This is a genomic window from Prosthecobacter sp., from assembly GCF_044226605.1.
Lineage (GTDB): Bacteria > Verrucomicrobiota > Verrucomicrobiia > Verrucomicrobiales > Verrucomicrobiaceae > Prosthecobacter.
The window spans coordinates 1-25,737 of record NZ_JBGAGS010000002.1 but is presented as its reverse complement, the minus strand read 5'-3'; the positions used below and the strand labels follow the sequence as shown (position 1 = coordinate 25,737).

The 25,737-nt window shown below is 61.3% G+C and carries 22 protein-coding genes; 11 read left to right on the top strand and 11 right to left on the bottom strand.

All coding sequences use genetic code 11. From position 1 onward, the window contains the following. Positions 1 to 3: 3 nt before the first annotated feature. Positions 4 to 522, top strand: coding sequence for a hypothetical protein (locus ACILSO_RS02265; RefSeq protein WP_395735737.1), 519 nt, complete (start codon positions 4 to 6; stop codon positions 520 to 522). Positions 523 to 577: 55 nt separating this feature from the next. Here ACILSO_RS02265 and ACILSO_RS02260 read toward each other — a convergent pair whose 3' ends face one another. The 3 genes from ACILSO_RS02260 to ACILSO_RS02250 all read right to left on the bottom strand — a co-directional run bounded on the left by ACILSO_RS02260 (position 578) and on the right by ACILSO_RS02250 (position 2,617). Continuing rightward, a complete protein-coding gene (locus ACILSO_RS02260) occupies positions 578 to 1,039 on the bottom strand; it encodes a RidA family protein (RefSeq protein WP_395735736.1) in 462 nt (153 codons plus the stop codon). Positions 1,040 to 1,074: 35 nt separating this feature from the next. Further along, positions 1,075 to 1,674, bottom strand: a complete 600-nt coding sequence (pgsA, locus tag ACILSO_RS02255; RefSeq protein ID WP_395735735.1) for a CDP-diacylglycerol--glycerol-3-phosphate 3-phosphatidyltransferase — start codon at positions 1,672 to 1,674, stop codon at positions 1,075 to 1,077. A gap of 82 nt (positions 1,675 to 1,756) precedes the next feature. Further along, positions 1,757 to 2,617, bottom strand: a complete 861-nt coding sequence (locus tag ACILSO_RS02250; RefSeq protein WP_395735734.1) for an alpha/beta hydrolase — start codon at positions 2,615 to 2,617, stop codon at positions 1,757 to 1,759. Between the two features lie 120 nt (positions 2,618 to 2,737). Here ACILSO_RS02250 and ACILSO_RS02245 point away from each other — a divergent pair, with 120 nt between their 5' ends. After that, on the top strand, positions 2,738 to 3,688 hold the full coding sequence (locus tag ACILSO_RS02245; RefSeq protein ID WP_395735733.1) for a phosphatidate cytidylyltransferase: 951 nt from the start codon (positions 2,738 to 2,740) through the stop codon (positions 3,686 to 3,688). Between the two features lie 41 nt (positions 3,689 to 3,729). Continuing rightward, entirely contained in the window at positions 3,730 to 6,804 is a 3,075-nt protein-coding gene (locus ACILSO_RS02240) for a PSD1 and planctomycete cytochrome C domain-containing protein (protein WP_395735732.1), read from the top strand. A gap of 103 nt (positions 6,805 to 6,907) precedes the next feature. On the opposite strand, the gene ACILSO_RS02235 is transcribed toward ACILSO_RS02240, so the two are convergent. Next, positions 6,908 to 7,267, bottom strand: a complete 360-nt coding sequence (locus ACILSO_RS02235; protein ID WP_395735731.1) for a cupin domain-containing protein — start codon at positions 7,265 to 7,267, stop codon at positions 6,908 to 6,910. Between the two features lie 265 nt (positions 7,268 to 7,532). On the opposite strand from ACILSO_RS02235, the gene ACILSO_RS02230 reads away from it, so the two are divergent. From ACILSO_RS02230 to ACILSO_RS02220, 3 genes are read left to right on the top strand one after another with little or no spacing between them, the layout of a single operon-like run. After that, positions 7,533 to 10,136 (top strand): hypothetical protein, encoded by a 2,604-nt coding sequence (locus tag ACILSO_RS02230; protein ID WP_395735730.1) that lies wholly within the window; start codon positions 7,533 to 7,535, stop codon positions 10,134 to 10,136. A gap of 30 nt (positions 10,137 to 10,166) precedes the next feature. After that, entirely contained in the window at positions 10,167 to 11,852 is a 1,686-nt protein-coding gene (locus ACILSO_RS02225) for a tetratricopeptide repeat protein (protein ID WP_395735729.1), read from the top strand. Positions 11,853 to 11,895: 43 nt separating this feature from the next. Further along, positions 11,896 to 12,351: a hypothetical protein gene (locus ACILSO_RS02220; protein ID WP_395735728.1), complete on the top strand. Its 456-nt coding sequence runs from the start codon at positions 11,896 to 11,898 to the stop codon at positions 12,349 to 12,351. 10 nt (positions 12,352 to 12,361) lie between these two features. Here the strand turns inward: ACILSO_RS02220 and ACILSO_RS02215 are convergent, their stop codons facing one another. The 7 genes from ACILSO_RS02215 to ACILSO_RS02185 form a co-directional block, all read right to left on the bottom strand. Beyond that, positions 12,362 to 13,240, bottom strand: a complete 879-nt coding sequence (locus tag ACILSO_RS02215) for a hypothetical protein (RefSeq protein ID WP_395735727.1) — start codon at positions 13,238 to 13,240, stop codon at positions 12,362 to 12,364. A 206-nt stretch (positions 13,241 to 13,446) separates the two neighbouring features. Further along, positions 13,447 to 15,600: a RecQ family ATP-dependent DNA helicase gene (locus ACILSO_RS02210; RefSeq protein WP_395735726.1), complete on the bottom strand. Its 2,154-nt coding sequence runs from the start codon at positions 15,598 to 15,600 to the stop codon at positions 13,447 to 13,449. Between the two features lie 48 nt (positions 15,601 to 15,648). Continuing rightward, positions 15,649 to 16,734 (bottom strand): sugar phosphate isomerase/epimerase family protein, encoded by a 1,086-nt coding sequence (locus ACILSO_RS02205; RefSeq protein WP_395735725.1) that lies wholly within the window; start codon positions 16,732 to 16,734, stop codon positions 15,649 to 15,651. A gap of 108 nt (positions 16,735 to 16,842) precedes the next feature. Further along, positions 16,843 to 17,487 (bottom strand): hypothetical protein, encoded by a 645-nt coding sequence (locus tag ACILSO_RS02200; protein WP_395735724.1) that lies wholly within the window; start codon positions 17,485 to 17,487, stop codon positions 16,843 to 16,845. A 6-nt stretch (positions 17,488 to 17,493) separates the two neighbouring features. Next, positions 17,494 to 18,471, bottom strand: a complete 978-nt coding sequence (locus ACILSO_RS02195) for a hypothetical protein (RefSeq protein WP_395735723.1) — start codon at positions 18,469 to 18,471, stop codon at positions 17,494 to 17,496. Between the two features lie 60 nt (positions 18,472 to 18,531). Continuing rightward, positions 18,532 to 19,248, bottom strand: coding sequence for a glycosyltransferase family 2 protein (locus ACILSO_RS02190; protein ID WP_395735722.1), 717 nt, complete (start codon positions 19,246 to 19,248; stop codon positions 18,532 to 18,534). A 19-nt stretch (positions 19,249 to 19,267) separates the two neighbouring features. Next, positions 19,268 to 20,698, bottom strand: a complete 1,431-nt coding sequence (locus ACILSO_RS02185; protein WP_395735721.1) for a glycosyltransferase family 39 protein — start codon at positions 20,696 to 20,698, stop codon at positions 19,268 to 19,270. Positions 20,699 to 20,754: 56 nt separating this feature from the next. On the opposite strand from ACILSO_RS02185, the gene ACILSO_RS02180 reads away from it, so the two are divergent. From ACILSO_RS02180 to ACILSO_RS02160, 5 genes are all read left to right on the top strand, one after another. Then, positions 20,755 to 21,447, top strand: a complete 693-nt coding sequence (locus ACILSO_RS02180) for an outer membrane lipoprotein-sorting protein (protein ID WP_395735720.1) — start codon at positions 20,755 to 20,757, stop codon at positions 21,445 to 21,447. A gap of 52 nt (positions 21,448 to 21,499) precedes the next feature. Beyond that, positions 21,500 to 22,192 (top strand): outer membrane lipoprotein-sorting protein, encoded by a 693-nt coding sequence (locus ACILSO_RS02175; protein ID WP_395735719.1) that lies wholly within the window; start codon positions 21,500 to 21,502, stop codon positions 22,190 to 22,192. Positions 22,193 to 22,200: 8 nt separating this feature from the next. After that, positions 22,201 to 23,415 carry a class I SAM-dependent RNA methyltransferase gene (locus ACILSO_RS02170; protein WP_395735718.1) on the top strand — a complete coding sequence of 405 codons (1,215 nt, stop codon included), beginning with the start codon at positions 22,201 to 22,203 and terminating at the stop codon, positions 23,413 to 23,415. Next, on the top strand, positions 23,412 to 24,506 hold the full coding sequence (locus ACILSO_RS02165) for an iron-containing alcohol dehydrogenase (RefSeq protein ID WP_395735717.1): 1,095 nt from the start codon (positions 23,412 to 23,414) through the stop codon (positions 24,504 to 24,506). The genes ACILSO_RS02170 and ACILSO_RS02165 overlap by 4 nt, the downstream gene beginning before the upstream one ends. A gap of 91 nt (positions 24,507 to 24,597) precedes the next feature. Further along, positions 24,598 to 25,428 carry a class I fructose-bisphosphate aldolase gene (locus ACILSO_RS02160; RefSeq protein WP_395735716.1) on the top strand — a complete coding sequence of 277 codons (831 nt, stop codon included), beginning with the start codon at positions 24,598 to 24,600 and terminating at the stop codon, positions 25,426 to 25,428. Positions 25,429 to 25,737 lie beyond the last annotated feature (309 nt).

Here is a 25,737-nt window from a genome sequence, read left to right as displayed (position 1 = left end):
GCCATGAAACTGCCCTCTCCCTACACTCTCGTAGTTCTCCTCGTCGGTCTCTCGCTCACACTCACCGCCTGTCAGTACCCAAATCACGCTTATGCCTATGATGACTTGGGCAGGCCCGTCGGTCGTGGCATCTTCAGGCACCAAAGCACAGCCGCCAGCCCGCCCTTGGCCTCCCTCTCCAGCAGCGTCCTCGGCTCCAACCGCGACCACTATTACTACGTGATCAGCGGCCCGAACGCCGGCTCCCGCTACTACACCTCCCCCACCTACCACACGCGCAGCTACTATTCCCGTACGGGCCCCCTCCGCAGCCACGCCAGTCCCGCCAGGAGCCACCCTATCTACCGCATCTCCTATGAGCGGCATCCGTACTATTCGAATCCCATTTACAGCAGCCCGTACTACAGCCGCAGTTCCTCAAGCAGCCAAAGCTACACCAACCGCTCCTGGGGCGGCGGCTACGGCTTCGGCATGCCCTACAACTGGGGCATCGGCCTGGGCCTTGGCTCACGCTGGTTCTAGGCGTTCAGGCTGGCAACTCTGCCCGAAAACCTGCGCCGGGAACGGCGCGGGTTTTTTATTGCAGCTCAAAGATCCCCTCGATCTCGACGGCAATGTTCCCCGGCAGAGATCCCATGCCCACCGCGCTGCGTGCGCCAATGCCGCACTCCTCGCCCCAGACCTGGCCAAACAGTTCGCTGCAGCCATTGATCACTTTGGGGTGGTCGCCAAAATCCGGGGTGCTGTTTACCATGCCGAGGAGCTTCACCACCCGTTTCACACGGTCCAGGCTGCCCAGTTCGGCTTTCAAAGTGGCCAGCAAGGCCAGGCCGGTCTGCTTGGCCGCCGCTTTGCCCGCTTCAAGGTCGAGATCCGTGCCCACACGGCCCGTGAGGTACTTCCCGTCCCCCAGGTAGGGGCCATGGCCGGACACATACGCCACGTTGCCCACGATCACGACCGGCTTGTAAACTCCTCCGCGAGGCGGTGCGGCTGGCAGCGTGAGTCCGAGGGTGGCGAATTGTTCTTCAGCGGTCATGGCAGTGGAGTTGGGGTGGGAGGGTAAAAGATGTCTCAAGCATCGTTAAACAGCTGCCGGTTCTTCCAATAATAGCTGAATCCGGACACCAGCGTGAGCAGCGTGGTGAAATAGACCAGCGCCGCGGCAACGATCCGTTCCACTTCCGGATTGGCCGTAAAGGCGGCATGGGTGAAACTCCAGATCGGCTCGTTCGAAGCCTGCCTCATCATGAAATAGATCACCGTGAGGATCTGCCACAGCATCTTGTGCTTGCCCAGCCTCTCCGCGGACAGCACCGCCCCCTGCCCTGCAGCCACGAGCCGGATGCCCGTCACAAAAAATTCGCGGGACAGAATCACGATCGTGATCCACGCCGGCATCCGCGCAGCCTCCGGGATGTTCTGGTCCGCCGACAACAGGATAAAGGCCGCGGCGATGAGGATTTTGTCCGCCAGCGGATCAAACAGCTTGCCGAAATTGGTCACAATGTTGCGCGCCCGGGCGATCTTGCCGTCATAATAATCCGTGATCGACGCCGCGCCAAACACCAGCAGCGCCACCGACACCGTGTTGGCCCAGGGGATGTAAAAACACACCACAAACACCGCCGTCAGGATCAGGCGTGAGAGGGTGAGTTGGTTCGGCAGGTTCATGCGGCGGGTGGTTCTCTGTCTAGCGAAGGAATCCCCCTGCTGTCAATGGCGGTCCTGCAGCGAACAAACATTGCACGGCAATTCACGCCTCCGGCGGCATCTGCAGCGTCGGCTCTCCCTTCAGCCAGCCCAGCGCGGCAAGGAACTTGTCCGTCGCAAGGAGAGTATCGTAGTAGTACTTCATCTTGCCCTTCCCCCCGGCATTGAAGAAGCCGTGGCCCTGCCCCTCATAAAATACCGCCTCGCAGCGCACCCCGGCCTTCTCCATGCCCGCCTTGAAGCGTTCCACCACCGCCACCGGGATCAGCTTGTCCTGCGTCCCCAGAAAGATGATCGCAGGCGGATCATCCGCACTGATGTTGTGCGCCGGCGAGTATTCTTTAAAATGCTCCCCCACCCGGCTGTAGCCCCAGCCCTGGTCCGGCCCGTTGTCGAATACCGGATTAAACAGCGCCAGCGCATTCGCCTTTGGCGAGATCTTCACATCGTCCTGCGGATCATCCAGTCCCTCCACCATCCCCACAAACGCCGCCAGATGCCCGCCCGCGCTCCCGCCACCCGCGCCGATTCGCTTCGGATCAATTCCCAACTCCGCCGCATGCCCCCGCACCCAGCGCATCGCCGACTTCGCATCATGCACACAATCAATCGGCGGCCCCGCGTCCCCCTTCTTGATCAGACGATACTCCACCTGCAGACACACCATCCCACGCGTCGCCAGATACTCGCTGTGCTGGGTGAACTGCGTCGGCCCGCCGCCCACCCACCCACCACCATGGAAAAACACCATCGCAGGCCGCTGATCCGTGCTTTTCCAGTCCGGCGGATTCACAATCGTCAGCTTCAACTCCCGCTCCCCTGCCTTCTTATACACACGGGTGATGGGTTCAGCCGCTGAGGCTGACAGGGACAAAAGGATGAAGAGAATAAGAAGTCGTGCCATGGCAGTGCGGTGAACGAGCCGGACCACCTGCTATTTTCATGTGCTCATCTGGCAGATGCCCCCCTCTCTCTTTTTTCTCGTCCCCTCCCGCTTCCTCATGCTACATCTCTCCCACCTGGCATGAAACCCCTCTCCGATCCGGCGCTCCTCTACCTCCTCGGTGGCACCCTCGGCCTACTCATCGTCGCCTCCGTCATCGGCTGGGCACTCGCGAAGCGCGCCACCACAGACGCCGCCAAACTCACCGTCGCAAACCTCAACGCCCGCACCAAGGCCTGGTGGGGCATGGTCGCCGTGTTTGCAGGTGCCCTCATGATCGGCCCCATCGGCACCGCAGTCATGTTCTGCTTCAGCTCCTTCATGGCCTTGCGCGAGTTCATCACCCTCACACCTACAAAACCGGCCGACCACCGCACGCTCTTCTGGGTCTTCTTCATCATCACCCCGCTGCACTACTGGTTTCTGGCCACGCAGTGGTACATCATGTTCCTCATCCTCATCCCGGTTTACGCCTTCCTCTTCGTCCCCATGCGCTCCGCACTCGCTGGCGACTGCGACCGCTTCCTGGAGCGCACCTCCAAAATCCAGTGGGGCCTCATGATCTGCGTTTACTGCATCAGCTATGCCCCCGCCATTCTCTGGGTGGAACTTCCAAACTGGCCGCACAATCGGGCCAAGCTCCTCTTCTGGTTCATCACCGTCGTCGAGATGAGCGATGTCATGCAGTACGTCTGGGGCAAAATCTGCGGCAAACACAAGATCGCCCCCACCGTCAGCCCCAGCAAAACTTGGGAAGGCTTCCTCGGCGGCGGCTTGACCACGGTGGTCCTCGGCGCCGCCCTCTGGTGGGCCACCCCATTTCCCCCCCTCCATGCCGCAGCCATGGCAGCCTTGGTCGTCTGCATGGGCTTCATGGGCGGCCTCGTGATGTCCGCCATCAAACGCGACCGCGGTGTTAAAGACTGGGGCGGCGCCATCGCCGGCCACGGCGGTTTCATGGACCGCTTGGACTCCCTGGCCTTCGCCGCGCCGGTCTTTTTCCATGCCACCGGCTATTTCTTTGGCCGCTGAACCCGGAAAGCCCGGCGGCATGAGTTTCGTACTCACTCCCCATGCTTTTCCGCGCTTTTCTCGTTTCTGCCACCCTGACCGCCACCGCCTCCGCGGCCGGGAAGCTCGATTTCAATCGCGATATACGTCCGATCCTCAGCGACAACTGCTTCGCCTGCCACGGCTTCGACGCGAAGAAGCGTAAAGCCGATCTCCGTCTCGACATCCCCGAAGTCGCCTACAAAGCCATCGACGGCATCTTCCCCATCAAGCCCGGCAGCCCCGAGACCAGCTCCATCATCCAGCGCATCCTCACCCAGGACAAAGACGAGGTCATGCCCCCGCCGGAGTCCAACAAACACATCACTCCCGCCCAGGCACAAATCCTGCAGCGCTGGATCAAGGAAGGCGCCGAGTACAAAAAGCACTGGAGCTTCGAGCCGCCCGTCAAAACCGCTCCACCTCCGGTCAAAAGCAGCACGGTCCGCAATCCCATCGACGCCTTCGTCCAGTCGCGCCTCGCAGAGGAAAAACTCTCTCCCCAACCCGAAGCCTCCAAGGAGACCCTCATCCGCCGCGTCACCCTCGACCTCACGGGCCTCCCTCCCACTCTCGGGGAGATCGATGCCTTCCTCGCAGACTCTTCTCCCGACGCCTATGAAAAAGTCGTCGCCCGCCTGCTGAAATCCGAACGCTACGGCGAGCACATGGGCCGCTACTGGCTCGATGCCGCACGCTACGCCGACACCCACGGCCTCCACCTCGACAACGAACGCAGCATGTGGCCCTTCCGCGACTGGGTCGTGCGCGCCTTCAATGCCAACCTTCCCTACGACCAGTTCACCATCTGGCAGCTTGCCGGCGACCTCCTGCCGAATGCCACCGTCGAGCAGCAGATCGCCTCCGGGTTCAACCGCTGCAACGTCACCACCAGCGAAGGCGGCAGCATCAATGAAGAGTTCATCTTCCGCTACGCCGTAGATCGCGCCGACTCCACCGTCGCCGTCTGGATGGGCCTCACCGCTGGCTGCGCCGTCTGCCACGATCACAAATTCGACCCCATCTCGCAGAAGGAATTCTATTCGCTCTACGCCTTCTTCAACAGCGCCGCCGACCCCGCCATGGACGGCAACATCCTGCTCACTCCGCCCATCCTCCGCCTCAGCACCGCCGAGCAGAAAAAACAAATCGCCGAGCTGGACCAAAGCATCGCCGCCACGCAGACGAAGATCCGCGCCGCCATCCAGACCCTGAACTACACCGACCCCGCCACTCAAACCCCGCCACCGCCCGTGCAAACCAGCGAGACGGTCTGGTTTGAAGACGCCTTCCCCGTCAAGGCGGACTTCTCTGGCGAGCCCACCCAGATCATCACCAAAGACAAAGGACCCGTCTTCAGCGGCAACGCCGCGCTCAAGCGCACCGCCACCGGCGTCGCCCAGGACTTCTTCGCCAGCGGTGCCAAGTATGACATACCACCCAATGGTAAGATCAGCGTCCAGTGCTACATCGACCCCGCCAATCCACCCAAGGCCATCATGCTGCAGTTCCACACCGCCGGCTGGAATCACCGCGCCGTCTGGGGCCAGGAAGGCGCCATCCCCTTCGGCCAGGTCCGCACCCCCGAGAAAGTACAAATGGGCGCGCTGCCTGAGGCAGGCCAATGGGTGAAGCTCGAAGTCCCCGCCGAACGCCTCGGCCTCAAGCCCGGGATCAAGGTCAGCGGCTATGCCTTCACCCAGTTTGGCGGCACCGTTTACTGGGACCGCCTCGCCATGTCATCACGCGTCGATCCCGCCAAAGATCCGCAGTGGTCCTGGAGCCAGTGGATCACCAAAAACCAGGGCAAGCGAGTCGCCGAACTGCCCAACGATTTGCAAGCTCTCGTCCGTGGCAAAAAGCCCGCCGAATGGTCCGAGAAAGACACCACCCGCCTCAAGGAGTGGTGGTTCGAAAACGAATACCAAGGCGCCCGCAGCCTCGTCGAAGGCGCACGCGGCGAGAAGCTCGCGCTCGAGTCCAAAAGGAAGACGCTCGATGACGTCATCCCCGCCACCTTCATCATGGCCGATCTCCCGGAAAAACGCGAAAGCTTCGTCATGGACCGCGGCCAGTACGACAAGCCCAAGGACAAAGTCACCCGCGGCACCCCCGCCATCTTCCCGCCCCTGCCCCCGCAGGCCGACTACACGCGTCTTGATCTCGCCAAATGGCTCGTCAGCCCGCAGCATCCCCTCACCGCTCGTGTACAGGTGAACCGCCTCTGGCAGCAGTTCTTCGGCACCGGCCTTGTCAAAACCAGCAACGACTTCGGCTCCCAAGGCGAACCCCCAAGCCACCCCGAACTCCTCGACTGGCTCGCCATCACGTTCCGCGAAGGCGGCTGGGACATGAAGAAATTCGTCACCCTGCTCGTCACCTCTCATACCTATCGTCAGGCCGCGCAGTGCTCCGACCTCGTTCTTCAAAAAGACCCCGAAAACCGCCTCCTCTCGCACGGCCCGCGCTTCCGTCTCGATGCCGAAGCCGTGCGCGATCAGGCCCTCTTTGTCTCCGGCCTCCTCAGCCCCAAAATCGGCGGCAAAGGCGTGAAACCTTACCAGCCCGAAAACATCTGGGAACCCGTCGGCTTCGGCGGCAGCAACACCCGCAACTACATCCAGGACCACGGCGAATCCCTCTACCGCCGCAGCCTCTACACCTTCTGGAAGCGCACCGCCCCGCCGCCGAACATGACCTCCTTCGACGCGCCCAATCGTGAGAGCTACTGCCTCCGCCGCGAGCGCAGCAACACCCCGCTGCAGGCCCTCACGCTTATGAACGACATCCAGTTCTTCGAGGCCGCGCGCAACTTCGCCCAGCACGTCATGCAGTCCCAAAGCGGCACGGATGCACGAATCACCGCCCTCTTCCGCACCGCCGCCGGCCGCTTCCCCAGCGCCCAGGAGGCCGAGATCATCCGCCAGTCTCTCGACAAGGAACTCGCCGCCTACACCGCCAAACCCGACGAAGCCAAAAAAGCCATCAGCTATGGCGAATCCAAGCCCGACGAAAAACTCAACCCCGCCGAACTCGCCGCCTGGACCATGATCGCCAACCTCGTCCTCAATCTCGACGAAGTCGTCACCAAAGGCTGAGCACCGAAGGTGCGGACTATCGAAGCCCAGGGCAACGCCCTGGGTTTTTTTTTCATCCATTTAGCTTTCCCATGCTGGAGCCCTGTAAGGGCGGCCTAATTCCTCACTCAAACTCCGTCTCCCGGTCCGCCGAAGAAAAGCAGATCACCATCTCCGCATCTACCCCATCCAGCGCACGTGCATTGTGCCACTGCCCCGCTGGGATCGAGATCGTATCCCCAGCGTTCAGCACAAACTTCTGATCTCCCAGGCTGTGCTCCAGCCTGCCCTTCAGCAGATGCAAAATCTCATCGCAGTTCGGGTGCCGATGTCTTGGATTCGTCTGATCCGCCGGGATGATCACATGCCCAAACGTCATCGTCGTGGAGTTCCCCATTTCACGCGACGCCAGCCATGTGAGTTTTCCCCACGGCTGATCAATCAAAATGCCTTCGGAAAAGGTGCGTACGGGAGTGCTGGCCATGATGCCCGCCACGATTCCTCGCCGCACCCGTTTCGCGACTGATTTCTGCGTTCTGTCAGCGAGGTAAGTTGTTTGTAAACCAATGTTTAGCGCATTGCTTCCAGTTATTGAAACTCTATCGTGACAGTGTTCGCAGATTTGAAAGCCACACGCACCTGTCATGCACTCCGCCGCATCACTCCCTTCCCGGTCTCCGCGCTCTTCGCCCGATCTGCTGCCAATCCTCCTTGCCGTTGGGCTTTGGATTCTGTTCGCAGCCACCGCCATGGCCGCCGATCTTCCCGCCTATCGCAGCCTGTTGGTCGATCAGTCCGCACGCCCGGACGCCCGCTCTCTCGCCGCTTTTGATCTCTCCATTTTGAATCCGCAGGCCGAGTTCGAAATGGAGCCCGTGCATGCGCTCGGAAACCACTGCTTCGCCCTGCTCGACATCGCGCATTTCCGCACTGGCTCCCAGGCGGCCATGCTGGGCGCCCGCCGCCAGGTCTCCTCCAAGCCTGCCGCCTCGGACGCCACCACCCGCATCATCGATCACGCCGATCCCCAATGGGCCTCCTGGGTCATCGAAGCCCTCGCCGATCCCGCCGCAAAGAAAGGCTTCGACGGCTTCGTCCTCAGCCTCGGCAGCGAAGCCTCCACGCCAGCCGCCCGCGTTGCCGTTCTCACCCTCGCTGCCTCCCTGCGCCAGCGCTACCCGGACAAGCATCTCCTGCTCGATCTCCGCCTCGGTCTCGGCAATGAAGCAGCCTCCATCGCAAGTGGCTTCCTCGCTCTAGGCGTTTACACCCGTGAAGGCAGGGACGGTGCAGTGGACTGGACTCCCCTCGCAGAAACACAACGTCTCACCCGCCTCATCCGCACGGTGCAGATGCAGGGCATGCGCGTCATGGCCGTCGATTTCGCTCCGGCGGATGACCGCAGCGCCTGCCGCGAGGCCGCGCAGCGTCTCTCCAGCCTGGGCGCTCTTCCCTTCATCACCACCCCGGCGCTGGATGGCACCAATCTCGGCCCTCTGGAGGAAGTCTCCCGCCGCGTGCTCGTGCTCCATGGCTGGGATGAAAAACACGTCGGCGAAAAAGCCCCTCCTGCCGCCGCCACCGCCACCGCGCGCCTCATGCGCCAGTCGCTGGAATGGCTCGGCTGCGAACTTGAGTTTCGCAACGCCGGCGGCGCTGAGTTCCTTCCCCAGGATTACTCCTTTGCCGCAGTCATTCTCGACTCCTGCCTCGTCCTCAGTGCTGCGCAGCAGCAAGCACTTGCCGAATGGCTCCCCTCCCTGCGCGCCAAAAAAATCCCGCTTCTGCTCACCGGCATGCCATGGACGGACGGCGCCTCGCGCCAGCTGGCCATGCAGCACCTCAGCCTGGGCGGTCGTGCCCAGCCCGCACCGCACCTCGCCAAGACCAATGTCGTGGCCATGGATTCTACCCTGCTGCGCGTCAATACCCGTATCACCTCCCGCTCCATCGGCTTCCTCGATCTCCAAGCTCCTTCAGACGCCCGCATCGTCCTGGCGCTGCATGGCCGCGATGCCACCGGAGCCGAACATCACTTTGATCAGGCCTTCCTCGCCAGCTGGGGCGGTGCATGGATCGATCCGGTCGCAGAGGCAGCCACCTCGCAGCTCGACCTGCCGGCGTTCCTTGCCCAGTGGCTGGGTTCCGAGCACACCCTTCCTGTTCCCGATACCACCACCCGCGAGGGCCGCCGTGTCTTCTACAGCCACATCGACAGCGCCGGCTTCTCCACGCCTTCCACGCTTCCCGGCTTCCCGCTTTGCTCCGAGATCATGCGCGACCGCATTCTCAGCCGCTGCGCCCTTCCCGTCACCGTTTCCGTTTGTGAAGCCGACGTCCGGGCATGGTTTCCCGGCCAGGATTTGGAAGAAGCCACCCGGCTCGAGCACGTGGCGCGCAGCTTGTTTGAAATGCCTCAGGTCCAGGCCGCATCGGCATCCTTTTCCCGTCCGTCCATGTGGACTGCTGGCAGCGACATCACCAGCAAGCTCAACGACCGCGCTCAGACCACCCGTCATGACATCGCCCGCGAGATCGCCGGCTCCATGAGCTACATCCACCGCCGCCTGCTGCCCGTTGGCAAGGCCGTTGACCTCATGCTCTGGCCTGCCAATGCCGCCCCCACCGCGGAAGCGCTGAACTACTGCCGCGCCCTGAATGTTGAGAGCCTCCCGGCGGAATCCAGCACAGACCCCATGGCCACGGCTTCGTTTCATGCCATGCGCCTGGAGCCGCTCGCGCTGCGCTGCAGTTTTTCCGATGTGCGCACCGAGGCCGGCATCGCCTCCTTGATGAAAAAATTCGACACCTGTGCTCGCGAACCCCTGCACGCCATCACCGCCGCCGCCTACGCCGCCAGCGTGCGAGATGCGCGCCACACCCGCATTCTGCGCGCCTCTGCGGACCACTGGATCATCCTGAATGCCGGTGACTGCCGCACCTTCCGGCTTCCGGCCGCCATCGGCCTTCCGGACATGGCGCGCTGCCAGGGCGTCACCGGTTACATCGTGCATCAGGGTCATCTTTACATCCACACCATGGGCAAGGCCCGCACGGAGCTTGTGCTCAGCAAAGACCGGCCAGCCCAGCACATCCATCTCGCTGAATGCAGCTCCACAGTGGAGTTTCTGGAGCTGACCTCCCGCCGAGCCACCTTCCAGGTTTGCGATCTGCGTCCCGTGGAAGTGGTGCTCGGCGGTTTCGAGCCGCGTGGCCAGTGTGCCTACCTCGAAAACGGCCGCCCTTACACCACCCATGCGGACGCCAGTGGAGTGGTCCGTTTCGAAATCGCCTGCCGCTCCACGGTCTCCCTTCAGTCCCTGCCGCCAGCCGCCCACGCAGCGATGCGCTGATTTCTCCCACTTCCATTTTTCAAAGACCGCATGTCACGCACCTCCCGCCAGGCAGTCCTGCTTATCTTTTTCTATTCTGTGCTCGCCGTTGCCTGGGGCTGGCGCCTGCTCGCGAAAGATGCCGCCGCGCCGCAGGAGGCATCGGCGCTCGACATCACGCGCACCACGCTCGCCAGCAGTCTGGCACGCGCCCCAAGGCACCTCCAGCAGGCGGCCATCCTCCAGCTTGCCACACTGCCAGACCATGAGCTGCAGGCCCTGCATGCATGGCTCAAAGGCGTGCCCGAGCAGCGCCTCCGCCAGCTGACGGTGCAGCAGGGGCCGGTGCACACTCCCTGCCCGCTTCATGCAGCCCTTGTTTTCGTCGAGCTTTCCAGGGCGGATGCTCCGCTCATTGATGACAGCCACCTGCTCATCTCCGCATCCGGAGACAGGCTGGGGGAAACCCACAAGATCGAGGCGCTCGAACTTCTCGCCTCCCAGGCCATCAACGCCCACGAAATGAATCTGGCCGTCGAAATCCACGAGCGCGTCTGCGACTCTCCGGCCGCCAGATGGCCGAATGTCCTTCACCTCACCGAGGCCGCCCGCCTTGCCCGTCGTCCAGCCGCCGCCCTGCGCATCGTCAATCAATGGCTCGAAGCCAAAACCACGCGCCTTGACGAAAGCCAGCGCGAATCCGCACTGGATCTCCAGATCACACTCCTGCTCGAAGGCACACGCTATGCTGAAGCCAGCCGCATCGCGCTGGATGCCCTTCGCGCCCTCCAGGAAGCGGACGCCATTCCGCTTCGCCACATGGAGCGCGCGCTGCTGGCCACCCGTGCTGCCGGAGAGTCGGCCGAGCTCCTGCCATGGATCGAGCGCCAGCTGCGCACCTGCCCGGAGCATCGTCTCTCGCTGGCAGATCTCGCTTCGGGCAAGGGCATCACCGCAGGGTATCGCCGCTGGCTTCATGAAGGCGCCGCCATTGCAGATCTCAATCACCAGACAAGCATCGCCTGCGAGCTGTTCTTCCGTCTCGCCGCCATGGGAGAGACCCGCGTGCTCGCCCGCCTTCAAGCGCTGGCACCCCAGCTCGGTCGTGGCAGGGAACTCGCCGAAGTGCTCGTCCGCCTGCAGGGCCGTTTCTCTCCACTCCAGCTTGCCCAGGCTCTTGCAGATGGAGATTCACCTGCTGCGGCACGCGCCCTCCTGATTCCGCATCTCCATTCATCTCCGCAGGATCGCGAAGGCTGGCGTCTCCTGGCACAGATCGACATCATCCAGCGCGGAGAATCCGCGGCACCCATGCTGTGGGAAAGCTATCTGAAACGCTTCCCGGATGATATTCCCGCCCTGCAGTGCCTTGCAAAGCTTCAGCTCGCTGCCGCACAGTATCCCCAGGCGCTCGACACCCTGCAGTCCATTCCCAGCCAGCAGATGGACGACGCCACTCTCCGGCGCATCTCCCTTCTCGCCACTCATCTCGACGACGTTCCTACGGCTCATCGCGCCCAGCAGCTCATCCTTTCCTCCGCCGCGAAGCCGGCCGTCACGGATGTCCTCGCGCTCGCCGCCACCAGCCTGCAGCATCCTGACTCCATCACCGCAGATGCCGCACGGAATGCCGCGCTCGCCAGACTTCCCGCAGGCACCCCGCTGCACACAGCCCTCACCGCCACTCCTGCCACGGGAAAAGTCACGCAGTTCAGCACGGCGGTGGAAGCAAAATAAAGACGGCGGTTGATTCGACCCGCCGCAGCATCAGGTTTGGCGCATGAATATCCGCCACGCTTTTCTCCTCTTCTTCGTTATCTTTGCCGGTGGCTGCAGCTCACTCCCGCGCGATGAACAAGGCCGCCGTCAGTACTACGAACGCCGCCTGCACAGCCTGGAGTTTCCCGTCACCCGCGCGCGTCTCTACAAAACTCTGCGCCCCGATTCACCCGCGCAACCCACCGGCCGAATCGGTTCCGGACTCCTCACCGGCAGCGAGTTCTATCGCCTGGACGACCTCTTCGTCGTTGAAATGTCGGTCGTTTACAAAGCCGTCGCGGGCATCGGCGACTACCTCAATCCCGCGCCCACCGTGGGCGGCCAGGTTCGCGCCATCCTGGACGCATCCCAAAGCCTCGAAAACCTCATGGATCGCGGCACTCCCGAGTATCCCTCGGACATCATTCAAAGAGCTCGCGTACTGAAGCGGCCCTACAGTTCAAACCCAGTTTATTGATTTTCCTCATTCATGCCCTGCGAGTGCGGGCACGGCCTCCTAGAAGGCACATGCCCAGGACAAGCAGCAGACAGGAGGAAGGTTCCGGAACGGGAGCCAGGCCGGTGATCTGAATGTTGTCCAGTCCGAGTCCCGTCAGGCTGCTGTTGGCACCGCTCGCAACGATTCGAACCTCCAGACTGGCAGATCTGTTGTAGTTGACATCATAATACAGGCTTCTCCAGTTCGTGTTCTGCGTCGTGGGCGGCAGGGCGCTCATGACAGCGATTCCGTCGCCATTCGCATCATTGCCGTCAGGGTTCGTAATATCCCAATGAATGGCGTTGGCTGTGCCTGGCACCAGCTGCACCAGTTCACTCTGCCAATAGACCGAAAAACTGCTGTCCGTCGATATTTGCACATAGAAAGAAGTCGGACCATGCAACCCTCCTGGGAGCTCTCCCGTATAGACATCGAAGCTCAGACCATTCAAATAGCCGCCCGGTCCATCCAGGCTGATGGTATCCTGGATGGTGACGATGCCAGGGCCCCCATTGTCGGCAAACCCCGTGAACAAGCTCGTCTGATCAGACCCAAAGCCCGAAGCAGGACCTACGCCCACGATTCCCGGCCCGTAAATGCTGGCATAGTATGGCGGAAAGGGTTGTGATTGCGGGTTGACATAATAGTTATACCAATCTTCCGAAACAGCATAACCGTAGGCTCCTGAACTGTACTGGTCAAAAGTGATCTCGGAGAGAAGGCTTTGCGTCGAGGTCGGATTGGACACCTCCCACTGAGATGACTGAAAAGGCAGCTGTCCAACTGCATCACTTGCCAGGCCTATGAGGCAGGAGAGCAAAATGGTTCTCCATGCTGTGGATGCAGTTGCTCCTTTGTCATTTTTCATGCCTGAAAACTAAAGGAACACTCACTCGGCACAAGCTTGGATTTATGATTACTATATCATATATAAGTAAGTTTTTTGTCACGCTGACAGAACCTTGTTTTGCGAAGATACGAGTTAGTTCTTTGAGCTTCCGCCGCTTATCTTGGCTGATTAGTTGCACTCTTCACCCCAGGCTAAGCATAGCCTTTATCCACCACTTCAGGTCATCAACCGTGCTTCTTGATGATCTGGATAAAGTCCGGCAGATACTCCTTCGCTTTCTTTTCGCCTACTCCGCGAATCTTCAGCCCTGCCTCAATCGTCTTCGGTTTCAGCCGCGTCATGAACTCCAGCGTCTGATTGCTGAAGATAATGTAGGGAGGCACTCCCTCAGACTCCGCCAGCGTGCTGCGATGGCGTTTGAGTTTCTCAAACAGCGCATCATCAAAGCCCAGCTCCCGCGCGGCGAGTTCTTCATTCATCGCCGTCTTGCCCTTCGGCTTGGCCACCGGCGCATGCATCGAAGGCCATCGCATCCGCACGTTCAGCCCTTTCTTCATCACCTCGGCGCCCCGTGAAGTCAGCGTCACCTTCGGAAACTCTCCGCTGCTGGTCTCGATGAGGCCCAGCTTGTCCAGCTCCGCAAACAGCGGGTGCAGCGCCTGGGTGCCGAGGTGCTTGAGCAGGCCATACGTCGTGAGCTGGTCGAGCCCCGCATCCACGATTTCCTTCGACTTGCTGCCTACCAGCATCTGGATGATGCGCCCTTTGCCAAAGCGTCCCTCCCAGGTGCCGTCGGTAAGTTTCGTGGACATGCGCGCAATCCCGCTCAGCGCCTGCCGCAGCAGCGTCACTTCCTCCGTCGTGCCTTCACGTGGGGCCTCCACGCCCTCCGCCCGGCACACATCGCAGCTGCCGCATGGCGTGCTCTCGCTCTCGCCAAAGTAGCGCAATATTTGTTCCTGCCGGCAGGACTTGTCATCATAGCAGAGGTCGATCATCGCCTTGAGCTTCGACCGGTCCCTGCGGTCTTTTTCACGCAGCGCCTCCAGGTCAAACTTCAAATCCCGCGTCAGCACCTTCGGCTGCAGCAGCCTTGTTCCACGGATGCGTTTGCCGGGGATGTCGAACCTTTCAATGTAGTCGTTTCGCGCCAGATGGCTCAGCGCCGACCCAATCGCCATGCTGTTCTTCGCGCCGGTGCGCTCTGTGATTTCATCGATCGAAGCCTGCACCTCATGGTTTGAGTCTGCCGCATTGAGAAGCGTCTGATAAACCCCGCGAATGACGTCCACACTCGGGTTGTTTCCGTCGATGAAAAACTCCTGCGTCTTGGTGTCGGCAAAATTGAAGAACAGGTCGCACTGCGAAGGCTCCCCATCACGGCCCGCGCGGCCTGCTTCCTGATAATACGCCTCCACGCTTCCCGGCACGTCAAAATGCACCACAAAGCGCACGTCCGAGCGGTCGATGCCCATGCCAAAAGCATTGGTCGCCACCGCCACATCCGCCTTCTTCGTGATGAACTTCGTCTGCCGTGACTCACGCTCTTTGTCATCCAGCCCGCCGTGATATTCGATCACCTTGAGCTTCCATGACCTCAGCTCCTCTCCCACCTCCTCCACCCGTTTCCGCGTGGAGCAATAGACGATGCCTGTCTTGAACTGCGCGATGATCTTTTTCAGCCGTTCATACTTCTCCGCGTTCGACTTCGTCTGCGCGATGTTCAGGCTCAGATTCGGCCGCTCAAAGCCGCGGATCGTCACAAACGGATCCCGTAGCGCCAGCGTCTGCAAAATGTCCCCGCGCACCTCCGGCGTCGCCGTTGCGGTCAGCGCCACCACCTGCGGCCGGTCCAGCTGTGCCAGCGCCTCGCCCAGCCTCATGTAGTCCGGTCGGAAATCATGCCCCCATTGTGAGAGGCAGTGCGCCTCATCCACCGCAAACAGCGCGATCTGCACCTGCCGCAGCGCATTCGTAAACATGCGGCTGCGAAAGCGCTCCGGCGCCACATACACCAGCTTGTACTCCCCACGCCGCAGCGCATCGATGCGCGCCTGCTGCTCCCCGAGCGCCAGCGAACTGTTGATCAGCGTGGCCGGAATGCCCCGCCGCTCCAGCGCATCCACCTGATCCTTCATCAGCGCGATCAGCGGACTCACCACCACGGTCACCCCCTCCATCACCATGGCCGGAAGCTGGTAGCACAGCGATTTGCCGCCACCCGTGGGCATGATGACCATGGTGTCCCGCCCGCTCAGGATGCTCGCCATCACCGTTTCCTGCCCGTCCAGAAACTCACGAAACCCAAAATACTTCTGCAACGCCATCTTGGCGTCGTGAATGGGGGTGGAGGCTGCGGTTGGAAGAAGTTCGGACACGGACTGCCCATCATGGATGCACTGGCGGATTCCTCAACCGCCCATGCATCAATGCTCCTCCTTCTTCGCCGGCGGCTTGGGCTTCAGCGATGGCATGAAGCCCAGTTTCTCACCCGCCTGGTGCAGGCATTTCACAATGTTGGCCTCTTCAAACTCCAGCGCTTCCTCCAGCTTGAGCCCGCTGGTCTTCGGCAGCTTGGCGGCATTGTGCTCACGCACCATGCTCAGGGTGCGCGCCAGTTCCGTGCCAGGCTTGTCAGGGAAGGTGGCCCAGTACCCCGGCTTCAGGCAGGGAATGTCCAGCGGATCTCGCGTGATCATCTCCAGGTGGTGCTCGATGACGGGATTGTACTTCTCAAACAGCGCAAACATGCGCGGCAGATCCAAGATGCCCTCTCCCAGCGGCACCTCGGACAGCTGAAATCCCGTCGGACTCTCCTGCACCGCCATGTCCTTGATGTGCGTGGTCACCGCAAACGGCGCCAGCGTTTCCACCACCGTCATCGGATCTTCCAGCAGCGCGATGCTGTTCCCCGTGTCCACACAGGCTCCGATATGCGTTGACCCCAGCCGCCCCAGCACCTCCGCGAGTTCCGCCGCATGAAAGTCCTTGTGGTTCTCAATGCCGATCCGCACATGCTGCCGCTTCGCCACCGGCTCCGCCAGCTGCATGGACTTGAACGCCCCATCCTTCCAGTGCTTGAACTCTTCAAGCGTGGAAAACAGCTCGTAGCGCCGCCCTCCCGTTGCAGAACGAAAAATCGTGGCACCGGCTTCCTTGGCAATGCGCACCTCCTGCTCAAAGCGCCCCACATCGCTCTCGTTCTTCGGCAGAGTGATGCTGCCCTCCAGCTTGATGCTGTAAGACTCGCACGTCGCCCTCACCTTCCCCGCAAATTCACTCGTCCACCCGCCCACCATGATCTGCAGCGAGCCCACCCCCAGATCCCGCACATGGTCCAGCACATCCAGCGCATGCTCAAACGGCGGGAATTTCAGGTTCGAGTACTTCCCCTGCCAGCGCTTCGGGTACGAATGAATCACAATTCCCATCTTCTTCCCGCGCAACGCTCCTGAAGATGGCAGCGCAGCCGCGAAAGCAGCGGCAGAGGTGAGAAAGGTGCGTCGTGTCATGCGGCTTCAATGAACGTTCGTAAAAATAAATTCATTTCCCCCGCTTTCACAGCAATCTTCCTGCCGGAACATCGATTCGTTCGTTGACCTCCGGCAGGCTGCCATCCGTCAGCAAAACCCCTTGCGCTGCTCCCACTCCATGTGGTTGGTCACGTGGATCTCTCTGAACAGCAGGCAGAACTGCGTGCCATTGGCTCGGGCCAGCAGCAGAAAATCAAGAATGGATTTCAGGTCGCTTTCGGCAGCCTTCACGCATGGTTGTAAATTCGCCTGCTTGAGCAGCATCTCGAAAGTCGCCACCCCTTCTTCTGCAAGGTGCCACGTGGGACCCGGCCCATCGAAAAAATCGTCGTCCGAAACAAACTCTCCGATTCTTTTCAGGCCCGCAGCCGCTGCAAGAGAATCGAGCGCTCGCGATTGCTTCAACATCTCGGCTCCTAGGTCCAAGGCACAGCCAGGTAGCTTCGCACTAAAATAAGGATGCAGGTTCGGCGGAGTGACGAAAAAGTCCTTCATGCGCTCGTATGCCACCAACAGGCTGAACAATAAGACGCCCGTCGCCAGCGAAGCAAAAGCAACATGCGCCCCATTGCTCTCACCGCTCGCAATCTTCCATGTAAGGTAAGCGGTAAAGCTGCCCAGAACTCCAAACCAAATGATGCCAGATCGCAGCGACTTCATCATCCTTTGCCGCATTTTCAAAGCCGCTTCTGGAGTGTAGGCCGCCAGCCGTTCTTTGAATTTCTTGAGCATAGAGCATCACCTCACCACCCCGCCCACCCATTCCGGCTGCCGCTTCGCCAGGCACTCGGAAAGCCAGCGCACCAAGTCCGCCACAGACTCATGCTTCTTCCGCAGCGCATTCAGCGCCTGCCAGTCGATGCTGTGGCGCGGAGTCGGCAGCGTGATTTTTTGGATGCGCAGCAGATTGTGCACCGCCTCAAACTCCGCCGCCGTCATGGCGCGCAGTTCCTTGGCGGAGGGAAGTTCGTCCAGCACGGTGAGCGGAATGCCCAGGCAGCTGATGCCCACGCCAAACTGATGGCCAAGGCTGCGCAGCGCATCCACAAGGGCTTCGTCGTTCAGTCCTTCCGCAATCACGATCTCGCTCTGCAAAGTCCAGCGTGTGGCGCTCAGCGCCTGGAAAAAGTCGGAGCTGAAAGTATCCAGCGCTACGCTCAGTTTCAGCTGCACACCGGCGAGGCCCACTTCTGGCCCGCCAAGGTGGCGGCGCAGGTCCAGCATCGCGGCGTCAAAGCGCGGCGCGTCATCGCTTCCCGTGTCCAGGTCCCAGTCCGCCACCACGAGATCCGGGATGTCCCACTCGCCTTCCATGCTCGGGGCTCCGCTGCTGTTCCGATTGAGCAGAAAAGGAAACCGCGAACGCTGCAAACACAGCCGCTCATAAATGGCCACCACTCGCAGGTAGCGTGACCAGCACTGGTCGCTCTCCCCCAGCTCGCTGTCGAACAGCCCCTGACGCGTCACGCCATTGCTGCCGGCGCTCAGCGTTTTTTTCTGCCGCTGATAGTAGCCCTGCCCCTGGTCCACCTTGGCGATGGGCGAGGTCGGATCGTAGCTGAGAATGGAAAAATGATACCGCAGCGTGGCATCGCTGTAGCCATCACCCAGGCGCAGGCGCACCAGACGGATGAGCTCGGTGCCCTTGATCGAATCCGCAGGATCATGCGGTAAGATTTCGGGCAGCAGTTGTCGCAGTTGTTCGCGTAGGTTCATCCTTGGTGCTGTGGCACAGCATGGCTGCGAAGCGGTTGCCTCGTCAACAACAGAAACGCATCACCCCACCCTCTCCTCTCGGATCACGTATCGTGTGCGCCGGCTGTTCAGCCACCGCACGCCAAACATGTCCATCGTCGCCCGCAGCGCCCGGTTGCCAAAGCCATACTTGCTCACGCCATGGATGCGCGGGCGGTGGTTCACCGGCATTTCCGTCACACGCCAGCCCATGTTGCGGATCAGAGCGGGAATGAAGCGGTGCATGCCGTTGAAAAGCAGCAGCGCCTCACGGCAGTCGCGGCGCATGACCTTCAGCGTGCAGCCCGTGTCACGCACATGATCTCCCACAAAGCGCGAGCGCACGAAGTTGGCGATTCGGCTTTGCAGCCTCTTGAAGGTCGTGTCCTTGCGCTTGGCGCGGTAGCCGCACACCAGGTCATAGCCGCTGCCTTCATCCAGCTTCGCGATCATCGCCGGAATGTCAGCTGGGTCATTTTGCAGGTCGCCATCCAGCGTCACGATCACATCTCCCAGCGCGGAGTGGATACCGGCGTGCATGGCCGCGCTCTGGCCGCTGTTCTTTTCAAAGACGATCACCCGCACCCGCGCGCCACGCTGCACCCGTGCCAGAGTCTGGTCTTTTGAGCCGTCATCCACCAGCACCAGTTCGTAATCCCGCCCGTTCAGCACCTTGTCGATCTGCTGCTGCATCTCCACGACATTGTCCTCCTCATTATAAAGAGGCACGACGACAGAAATGGCGGGAGACGAGGGCATGGTTTGGCAGAAAACAGCATTAAAGGTCGGGCGGACGATAATCGTGGCAAGCAAAGATTTTCAGCCCCCGAACCTCATTGCCCGCATGCATCACCCTGGCCACGGAAAGCACTTCCGTGCGCTGAAACTGCTTTTTAAGCCCCTCCGGCAGTTCCCTGCCTTCCGTGACATACAGCGCACTGCGCCCGGCAAATGAGCGCAGGTCACTCCCAGCCGTTTGCACCGGCTCCGTCCGGCCCAGGTAATGATCCAGCTCCACAGCCAGCGGCCGGTCCGCCGCCAGCACAAACCATTTCCCCTCAGCGCCACCCGCCTGCTGCAGCACGGCGGAGACGACCCTCGCGCTCTCACGCCAGCCGCGCATGGTTCTGGAAGGATCTGAAGAAAAGGACCACGTAAACCCCAGCGTGCGCGGCAGGTCCGTTTGCAGCAGGAAGGCGCTCTGCAGCGCTGCCAGTACGACGGCGATGGTGCGCAGGCTGATCTTCTGCTCGATCTCCGGCGTCTGGGTCACCGCCGCGCGGTGTGCCAGCAGCATCGCAGCAAAGAGCATCCAAGCCGAGCCGCCTGCATCCGGCCAGTCCGTATGCGGACCGTAGAAGAAGTCCACCACCGCCAGCGGCAGCAGCATGGCCATCGGCAGCCTGCGGTGGGAAATCAGCATGCTGGGGGTGAAGCCCGCCAGCACGCTCAGCACCAGGAGCACCAGCAGCAGCGGAGAGGCCAGCAGCAGCCACCGCAGCAGATTCGGCAGCAGCCGCCATTCGGGCAGCCAGCGCCACTCCGCCATCACCGGCCAGCCGGTGCAGTCCTGCCAGATCAGCCAGCTCAGTACGACCACAGCCCACGCCCCTGCGATTATTCTGAAACTCACCCCATGCAGATGATGCCGCAGCCGCCCGGGCAGGGCGAAGAACCCAGTCACAGCCGCCATCATGGCGAAGGCGGGCGGCTGCGCCAGTGCCACGCAGGCGGCCACCGCTCCCCAGGCCCGGTGCAGCGGGTCCGTCTGCTGCAGCGCATGGCGCAGGCACAGCGCCGCAGCGGGCGCCAGCGCGCAGGCCACCGTGGCTGGCGTCAGCGTCACGGCCGCGAGGTTGAAAGCAGGCAGAACATTCACGATCACCACCGTCCAGCCCGCGATCACTGCATCAAAGAGATCGCGAGCCAGCCGCCACACCGCCAGAGAGGCCGCCAGCGCCAGCAGCGGTGCGAAGAATCGCACCCCCACTTCATTCACACCCCAAATCAGCGTACCCAGCCTTGCAAAAAACTGCACCAGCGCGCCCAGCCCGAAAAAACCACCCCATTCTCCATGCTTGATGGCAAAGACTGCCTCCGCCTCCTCCGGCGCGAGATCCAGCGTCGGCAGCAGAGCCCAGCGCCAGAGCGTGAGCAGGCCGAGTGCGGCATAGAGAAAGCGCTGGCGCTGCATGGTGGTCAGGCGCATTGAATAGTGGACGCCGCCCGCATGTCAAAGTGTCGTCTCCAATCCCTCCCTCTTATATGAAACGTCTCTTCCTGCTCCCGCTGCTGCTCGCCTCCGCCCTGCGCGCTGAAGATGCCCAGCCGAAAACCGCCGAGGAAATCATCCGCATCGTGCAAAACAGCTACGCGCTGCAAAATTACAAGATGAACGGCCAGCTGCGGGACGACGCCACCGGCCGCGTGGAGCCCATGACGCTGACCATGCAGAACCGCGTCATGCGCTTCCTGTTTAAAAATCAGCCGCCCGAGATCGTGCACCTGGACATGAACACCTCTCCGGCCACGCTTTATCAGGTGCGCCAGGGCGGCTCCTCCGTGGTGCCGGATTCCCAGCACGGGGACAAAGTCCGCGGCATGCAGTTCAACTACGAGGACCTCTCCCTCGCCTTCCTCTACTGGCCCCGCCCCCAGCTCATGGGCGACGACCGCGTGAGCGGCCAGAAGTGCTGGCGCGTCCGTGTGACGAATCCGAGCAAGGAAGGCCCCTACCACGCAGTTGACCTCTGGGTGCATCAGGGCAGCGGCGGCGCCGCCAAAATGGCGGCCTGGGATCGCAACAGCAAAATCGTGAAGCGCTATCAGGTGACCAAAGTGCAGAAGGTGGAGGGAGCCACCACCCTCAAGGAGATGCGGATCGAAACCATCAATCCCGCCAACGATTCCGTCATCGGCCGCACCTACATGACGCTGGACGATCCGGTGAAGCAGTAGCCCCTGAAAAAGGCGCCGCCGCTTTCTACCAGTCTCCTTTACTTTCCACGTCATGAAGTGCCTCTTCTTCGCCACCCTGCTGCTCACGCCCTTGCTGCGTGCCGCAGACACGCCGCCCAAGACAGCCGAGGAAATCCTGCGGACCGTTCGGCAAAACTACGCCCACCAGAATCAAAAACTGCAAGGCGAACTGCGCGATGGCGACAGCGGCCGCACCGAGCCAATGGAGCTGACCATGGGAAATGAGGTCATGAATTTCGTGTTTACCAATCCGCCGGTGGAGAGCATCCGGCTGGACTTCAGCACCACTCCCGCCACGCTTTACCAGACACGCAAAGGAGCCACCAACAAAGTTCCCTCCAGCCAGCTCGGCAGCCAGGTGCGCGGCATGGACTTTAACTATGAGGACCTCTCCCTCGGCTTCCTCTACTGGCCGCGCCCGGAGCTGATGCAGGAGACCCGGGTCAGCAAGCTGAAGTGCTGGGTGGTGCGCGTCATGAATCCCGGAAAAGCCAGCCCCTACCATGCCGTGGACATTTACGTCCATCAGGCCAGCGGCACCGCCCTCAGAATGATGGCGTATGACCAGAACAGCAAGGTCATCAAACACTACGAAGTCATCAGCGCGCAGAAGGTCAATGGCGTGCAGGCTTTGAAAGAACTGCGGGTCGAAACTCTGGACCCTGCCACCGGCAAGGTCACCGGCCGCACCTACATGACCATGAAGCCCCCAGCCAAACCCTGACGCGACGCATGCAACAACCGCCGCGCAAATTCAATCCCCATCCCTTCGCCTACCATCAGGAGCTGGACGTCCGCATCGAAAGCCTCACCAACGAGGGCGCAGGAGTCGCCCGTGTGGACGGCTGGGTCGTCTTCGTTCCCTTCACGCTCGCAGGTGAGCTGGTAAGGTGCCGTGTCTTCCGCAATCACAAGAACTACAGCGAGGCCGACTTTGTCGAAGTCATCGAGCCCTCGCCAAACCGCGTCACGCCACAGTGCAGCCTGTTCGGCCAGTGCGGCGGCTGCCAGTACCAGCACCTCGCCTATGAGGAACAGCTCACCTCCAAGCAGCGCCAGGTAGCCGATCTGCTCAAGCACATGGCCAAAATCGAGCACCCTGTGGCTCCGGTCATCCCATCGCCCGTTCAGTACGGCTACCGCTCCAAGATCACCCCTCACTTTCATCGCCCCAAGGAGGGTGGCATCGGTGCCATCGGCTTCCTCCGTGCCCGCACCCGCAATGCCATGGTGGACGTGGAGCAGTGCCCCATCGCCATGCCCGCGCTCAATGCCCAGCTTGCCGCCGTGCGCGAACGTGCCCGTGCGAACTCCGCCGAATTTAAAAACGGCGCCACCCTGCTGATGCGCGCTGCCAGCAATGGCGTCCTCACCCGCCCCGATGAAATCGCCGTCGAAGATGTGGACGGAGTCCGCTTCGAGTTCCAGGCCGGTGATTTCTTCCAGAACAATCCCTTCATCCTGCCCAAGTTCGTCCGCCACGCCATCGACGAAGCCAAGGCGACCGGCGCCAAATACCTTGTGGATGCCTACTGCGGCAGCGGCCTCTTTGCCATCAGCGCCGCTCGCGACTTCGAGCAGGTCATCGGCGTGGAGATCTCTGAAACCGCCGTCAAAAAAGCCGCGCACAACGCCGAGATCAACTCTCTCACGAACTGCCGCTTCATCGCCGCCGATGCGCAGCACGTTTTCAAAGACGTGCCGCATGCCGGTGCGGACACTGTCGTCATCATCGATCCACCCCGTGCAGGTTGCAGCCCCGAGTTTCTACACCAGCTCTTTGCCTTCAATCCCAAGGGCGTTGTTTACATCTCCTGCAACCCCGCCACGCAGATGCGCGACCTCGTCCTTTTCACCGAGGCCGGATTCAAGCTCGGCACCGTGCAGCCCTTCGATCTCTTTCCGCAGACCAAGCACCTGGAGTGCGTCATGACGCTGAGCCGATGAACCGCTTCGAATTCGCCACCGCCCAGCGCATCATCTTCGGTCGAGGTGTCGTCCGCGAGCTGCCGGAACTCTGCCGCAGCTTTGGCCAGCGCACCCTGCTCATCACCGGCAGCCGCCCGCAGCAGTATGCTTCGCTCCTGCCGCATGTCGGCATTCATGCCGTCAGCGGAGAACCCACCGTGGAGGACATCCAAGAAGGGGTCTCGCTTGCCAAGGAGCTCGAAGCGGATGTCATCGTCGCCATCGGCGGCGGCAGTGTGGTCGATGCTGGCAAGGCCATCGCAGCCATGAGCACGCAGCCGGGTGACCTGATGCGCTACATTGAAGTCATCGGTGACGGCAAGCCGCTTGAAGTCGCTCCCCTGCCCTACATCGCCGTGCCCACCACCGCCGGCACGGGTGCTGAAGCCACGCGCAATGCCGTGCTCGCCAGCACCGAGCATCGTGTGAAGGCCAGCCTGCGCCACATCTCCATGCTGCCACGAGTTGCGTTGATCGATCCCGAACTGGCGGTCGATGTCCCGGCCCATGTCACCGCCGCCAGCGGCATGGATGCGCTGACGCAGTGCCTCGAAGCCTTCGTCTGCTCCCGCGCGCAGCCGATGACCGACGCCCTCTGCCTTGATGGCATTCAGCGTGCCGTGCGTTCCCTCGAACACGCCGTGCAAAATGGTCACAACCTCGACGCCCGCGAAGACATGGCCCTGTGCGCCCTCAACAGCGGCATCGCGCTCGCCAACGCCGGACTCGGTGCCGTCCATGGCTTTGCAGCCCCGATTGGTGGCATGTTTCACGCACCGCATGGTGCCGTCTGCGCTGCTTTGCTCGCCCCCGTTTGGGAAGCCAACTCCCAGCGTGTGAAAGACCGCAGCAAGTTTGTGCAAATCGACACCATGCTCTGCGGCAATGCGGTGGATTATCTTCACGCACTCACTGCACGGTTGCAGATTCCTCAATTGAGAGCCTGGGGCATTGCGGAAGCCGACCTCGAAGAAATCGCCCGGAAAGCCGCCGCAGCGAGCAGCATGAAAGCGAATCCCGTGACGCTGACGCACGAGGAACTGGTGGGAATCTTGCGATCTGCCCTGTAGCATTCCGTGGACGCTTCGCGGTAAGCGGCAGGCTCTTGGGGCCCCGTCGCGCAAGTTGACCGCGCGGGACGCCGCGTCACAATGCGCCACCATGAAATCCTTCCGCCTCAAACGTCTTTTCAATGCCAAGTCCAACCGCTGCTTCGATGTCGCTGTGGATCATGGGTTCTTCAACCAGGCCGGGTTCATCCAGGGCATTGAGGACATGCGCAAGGTGGTGAAGACGCTTGTCGAGGCCGGGCCGGATGCCATCCAGCTCACGCTTGGCATGGCGCGGCATCTGCAGGAAATTCCTGGAAGGGAAAAGCCCAGCCTGGTCCTGCGTACCGATGTGGCAAACATCTACGGCAAGACCCTGCCGGAAAACCGCCGCTTCAGCCTCATGATCGAAGACTGCATGCTCCAGGCGGTGCGTCATGATGCAGCGTGCGTCTGTGTGAATCTCTTCCAGATCCCTGGAGCACCCGAGGTGCATGCGGAGTGCATTGAAAACATCCTCAAGCTCAAGCCCCAGGCCGACTACTACGGCATGCCGATGATGGTGGAGCCGCTGGTGTTTCAGCCAAACGAGATCGCCGGTGGCTACATGGTCAATGGAGACGAACCGACCATCACCAACCTGGTACGTCAGGCGGTGGAGCTGGGGGCGGACATCATCAAGGCGGATCCGACGACGGACGTCAGCCGCTACCACAAGGTCATTGAAGCGGCTTCCGGCATTCCGGTGCTGGTGCGCGGAGGCGGGCGTGTGAGCGATCGAGAAATCCTGGAACGTACGCAGGGTCTGCTGGAACAGGGAGCCTCAGGGATCGTCTATGGCCGTAATGTCATCCAGCATCCCAATCCAACCGGCATCACGCGTGCGCTGATGGCCATGGTGCATGATGGGGCAAGCATCGAGGCCGCGCTGGCGATGGTGTAGCAGCCAACACCAAATCATGCGTTCACCCTGGAAAGCGTTCTTTGGAGAAACGGCACTCCTCTTTGCCCTGGGAGTAGCCTGCACTTACATTGCGCGCATCTGGATCATCGACAAATACTCCCCGCATTCGGACCCATCAGCGATTTATGTGTCGATGAATATCGGAGCGCTAGAGCATTTTAAATAATTATATAGCCATTGTGGCGATGACATGCTATGAAGGCACATGGCCACACTCTCCCTTGATTTGCGTGAACGCATCCTGAGTTCTTATGACAAAGGCGAAGGCAGCCGCGATGAGATTGCGCA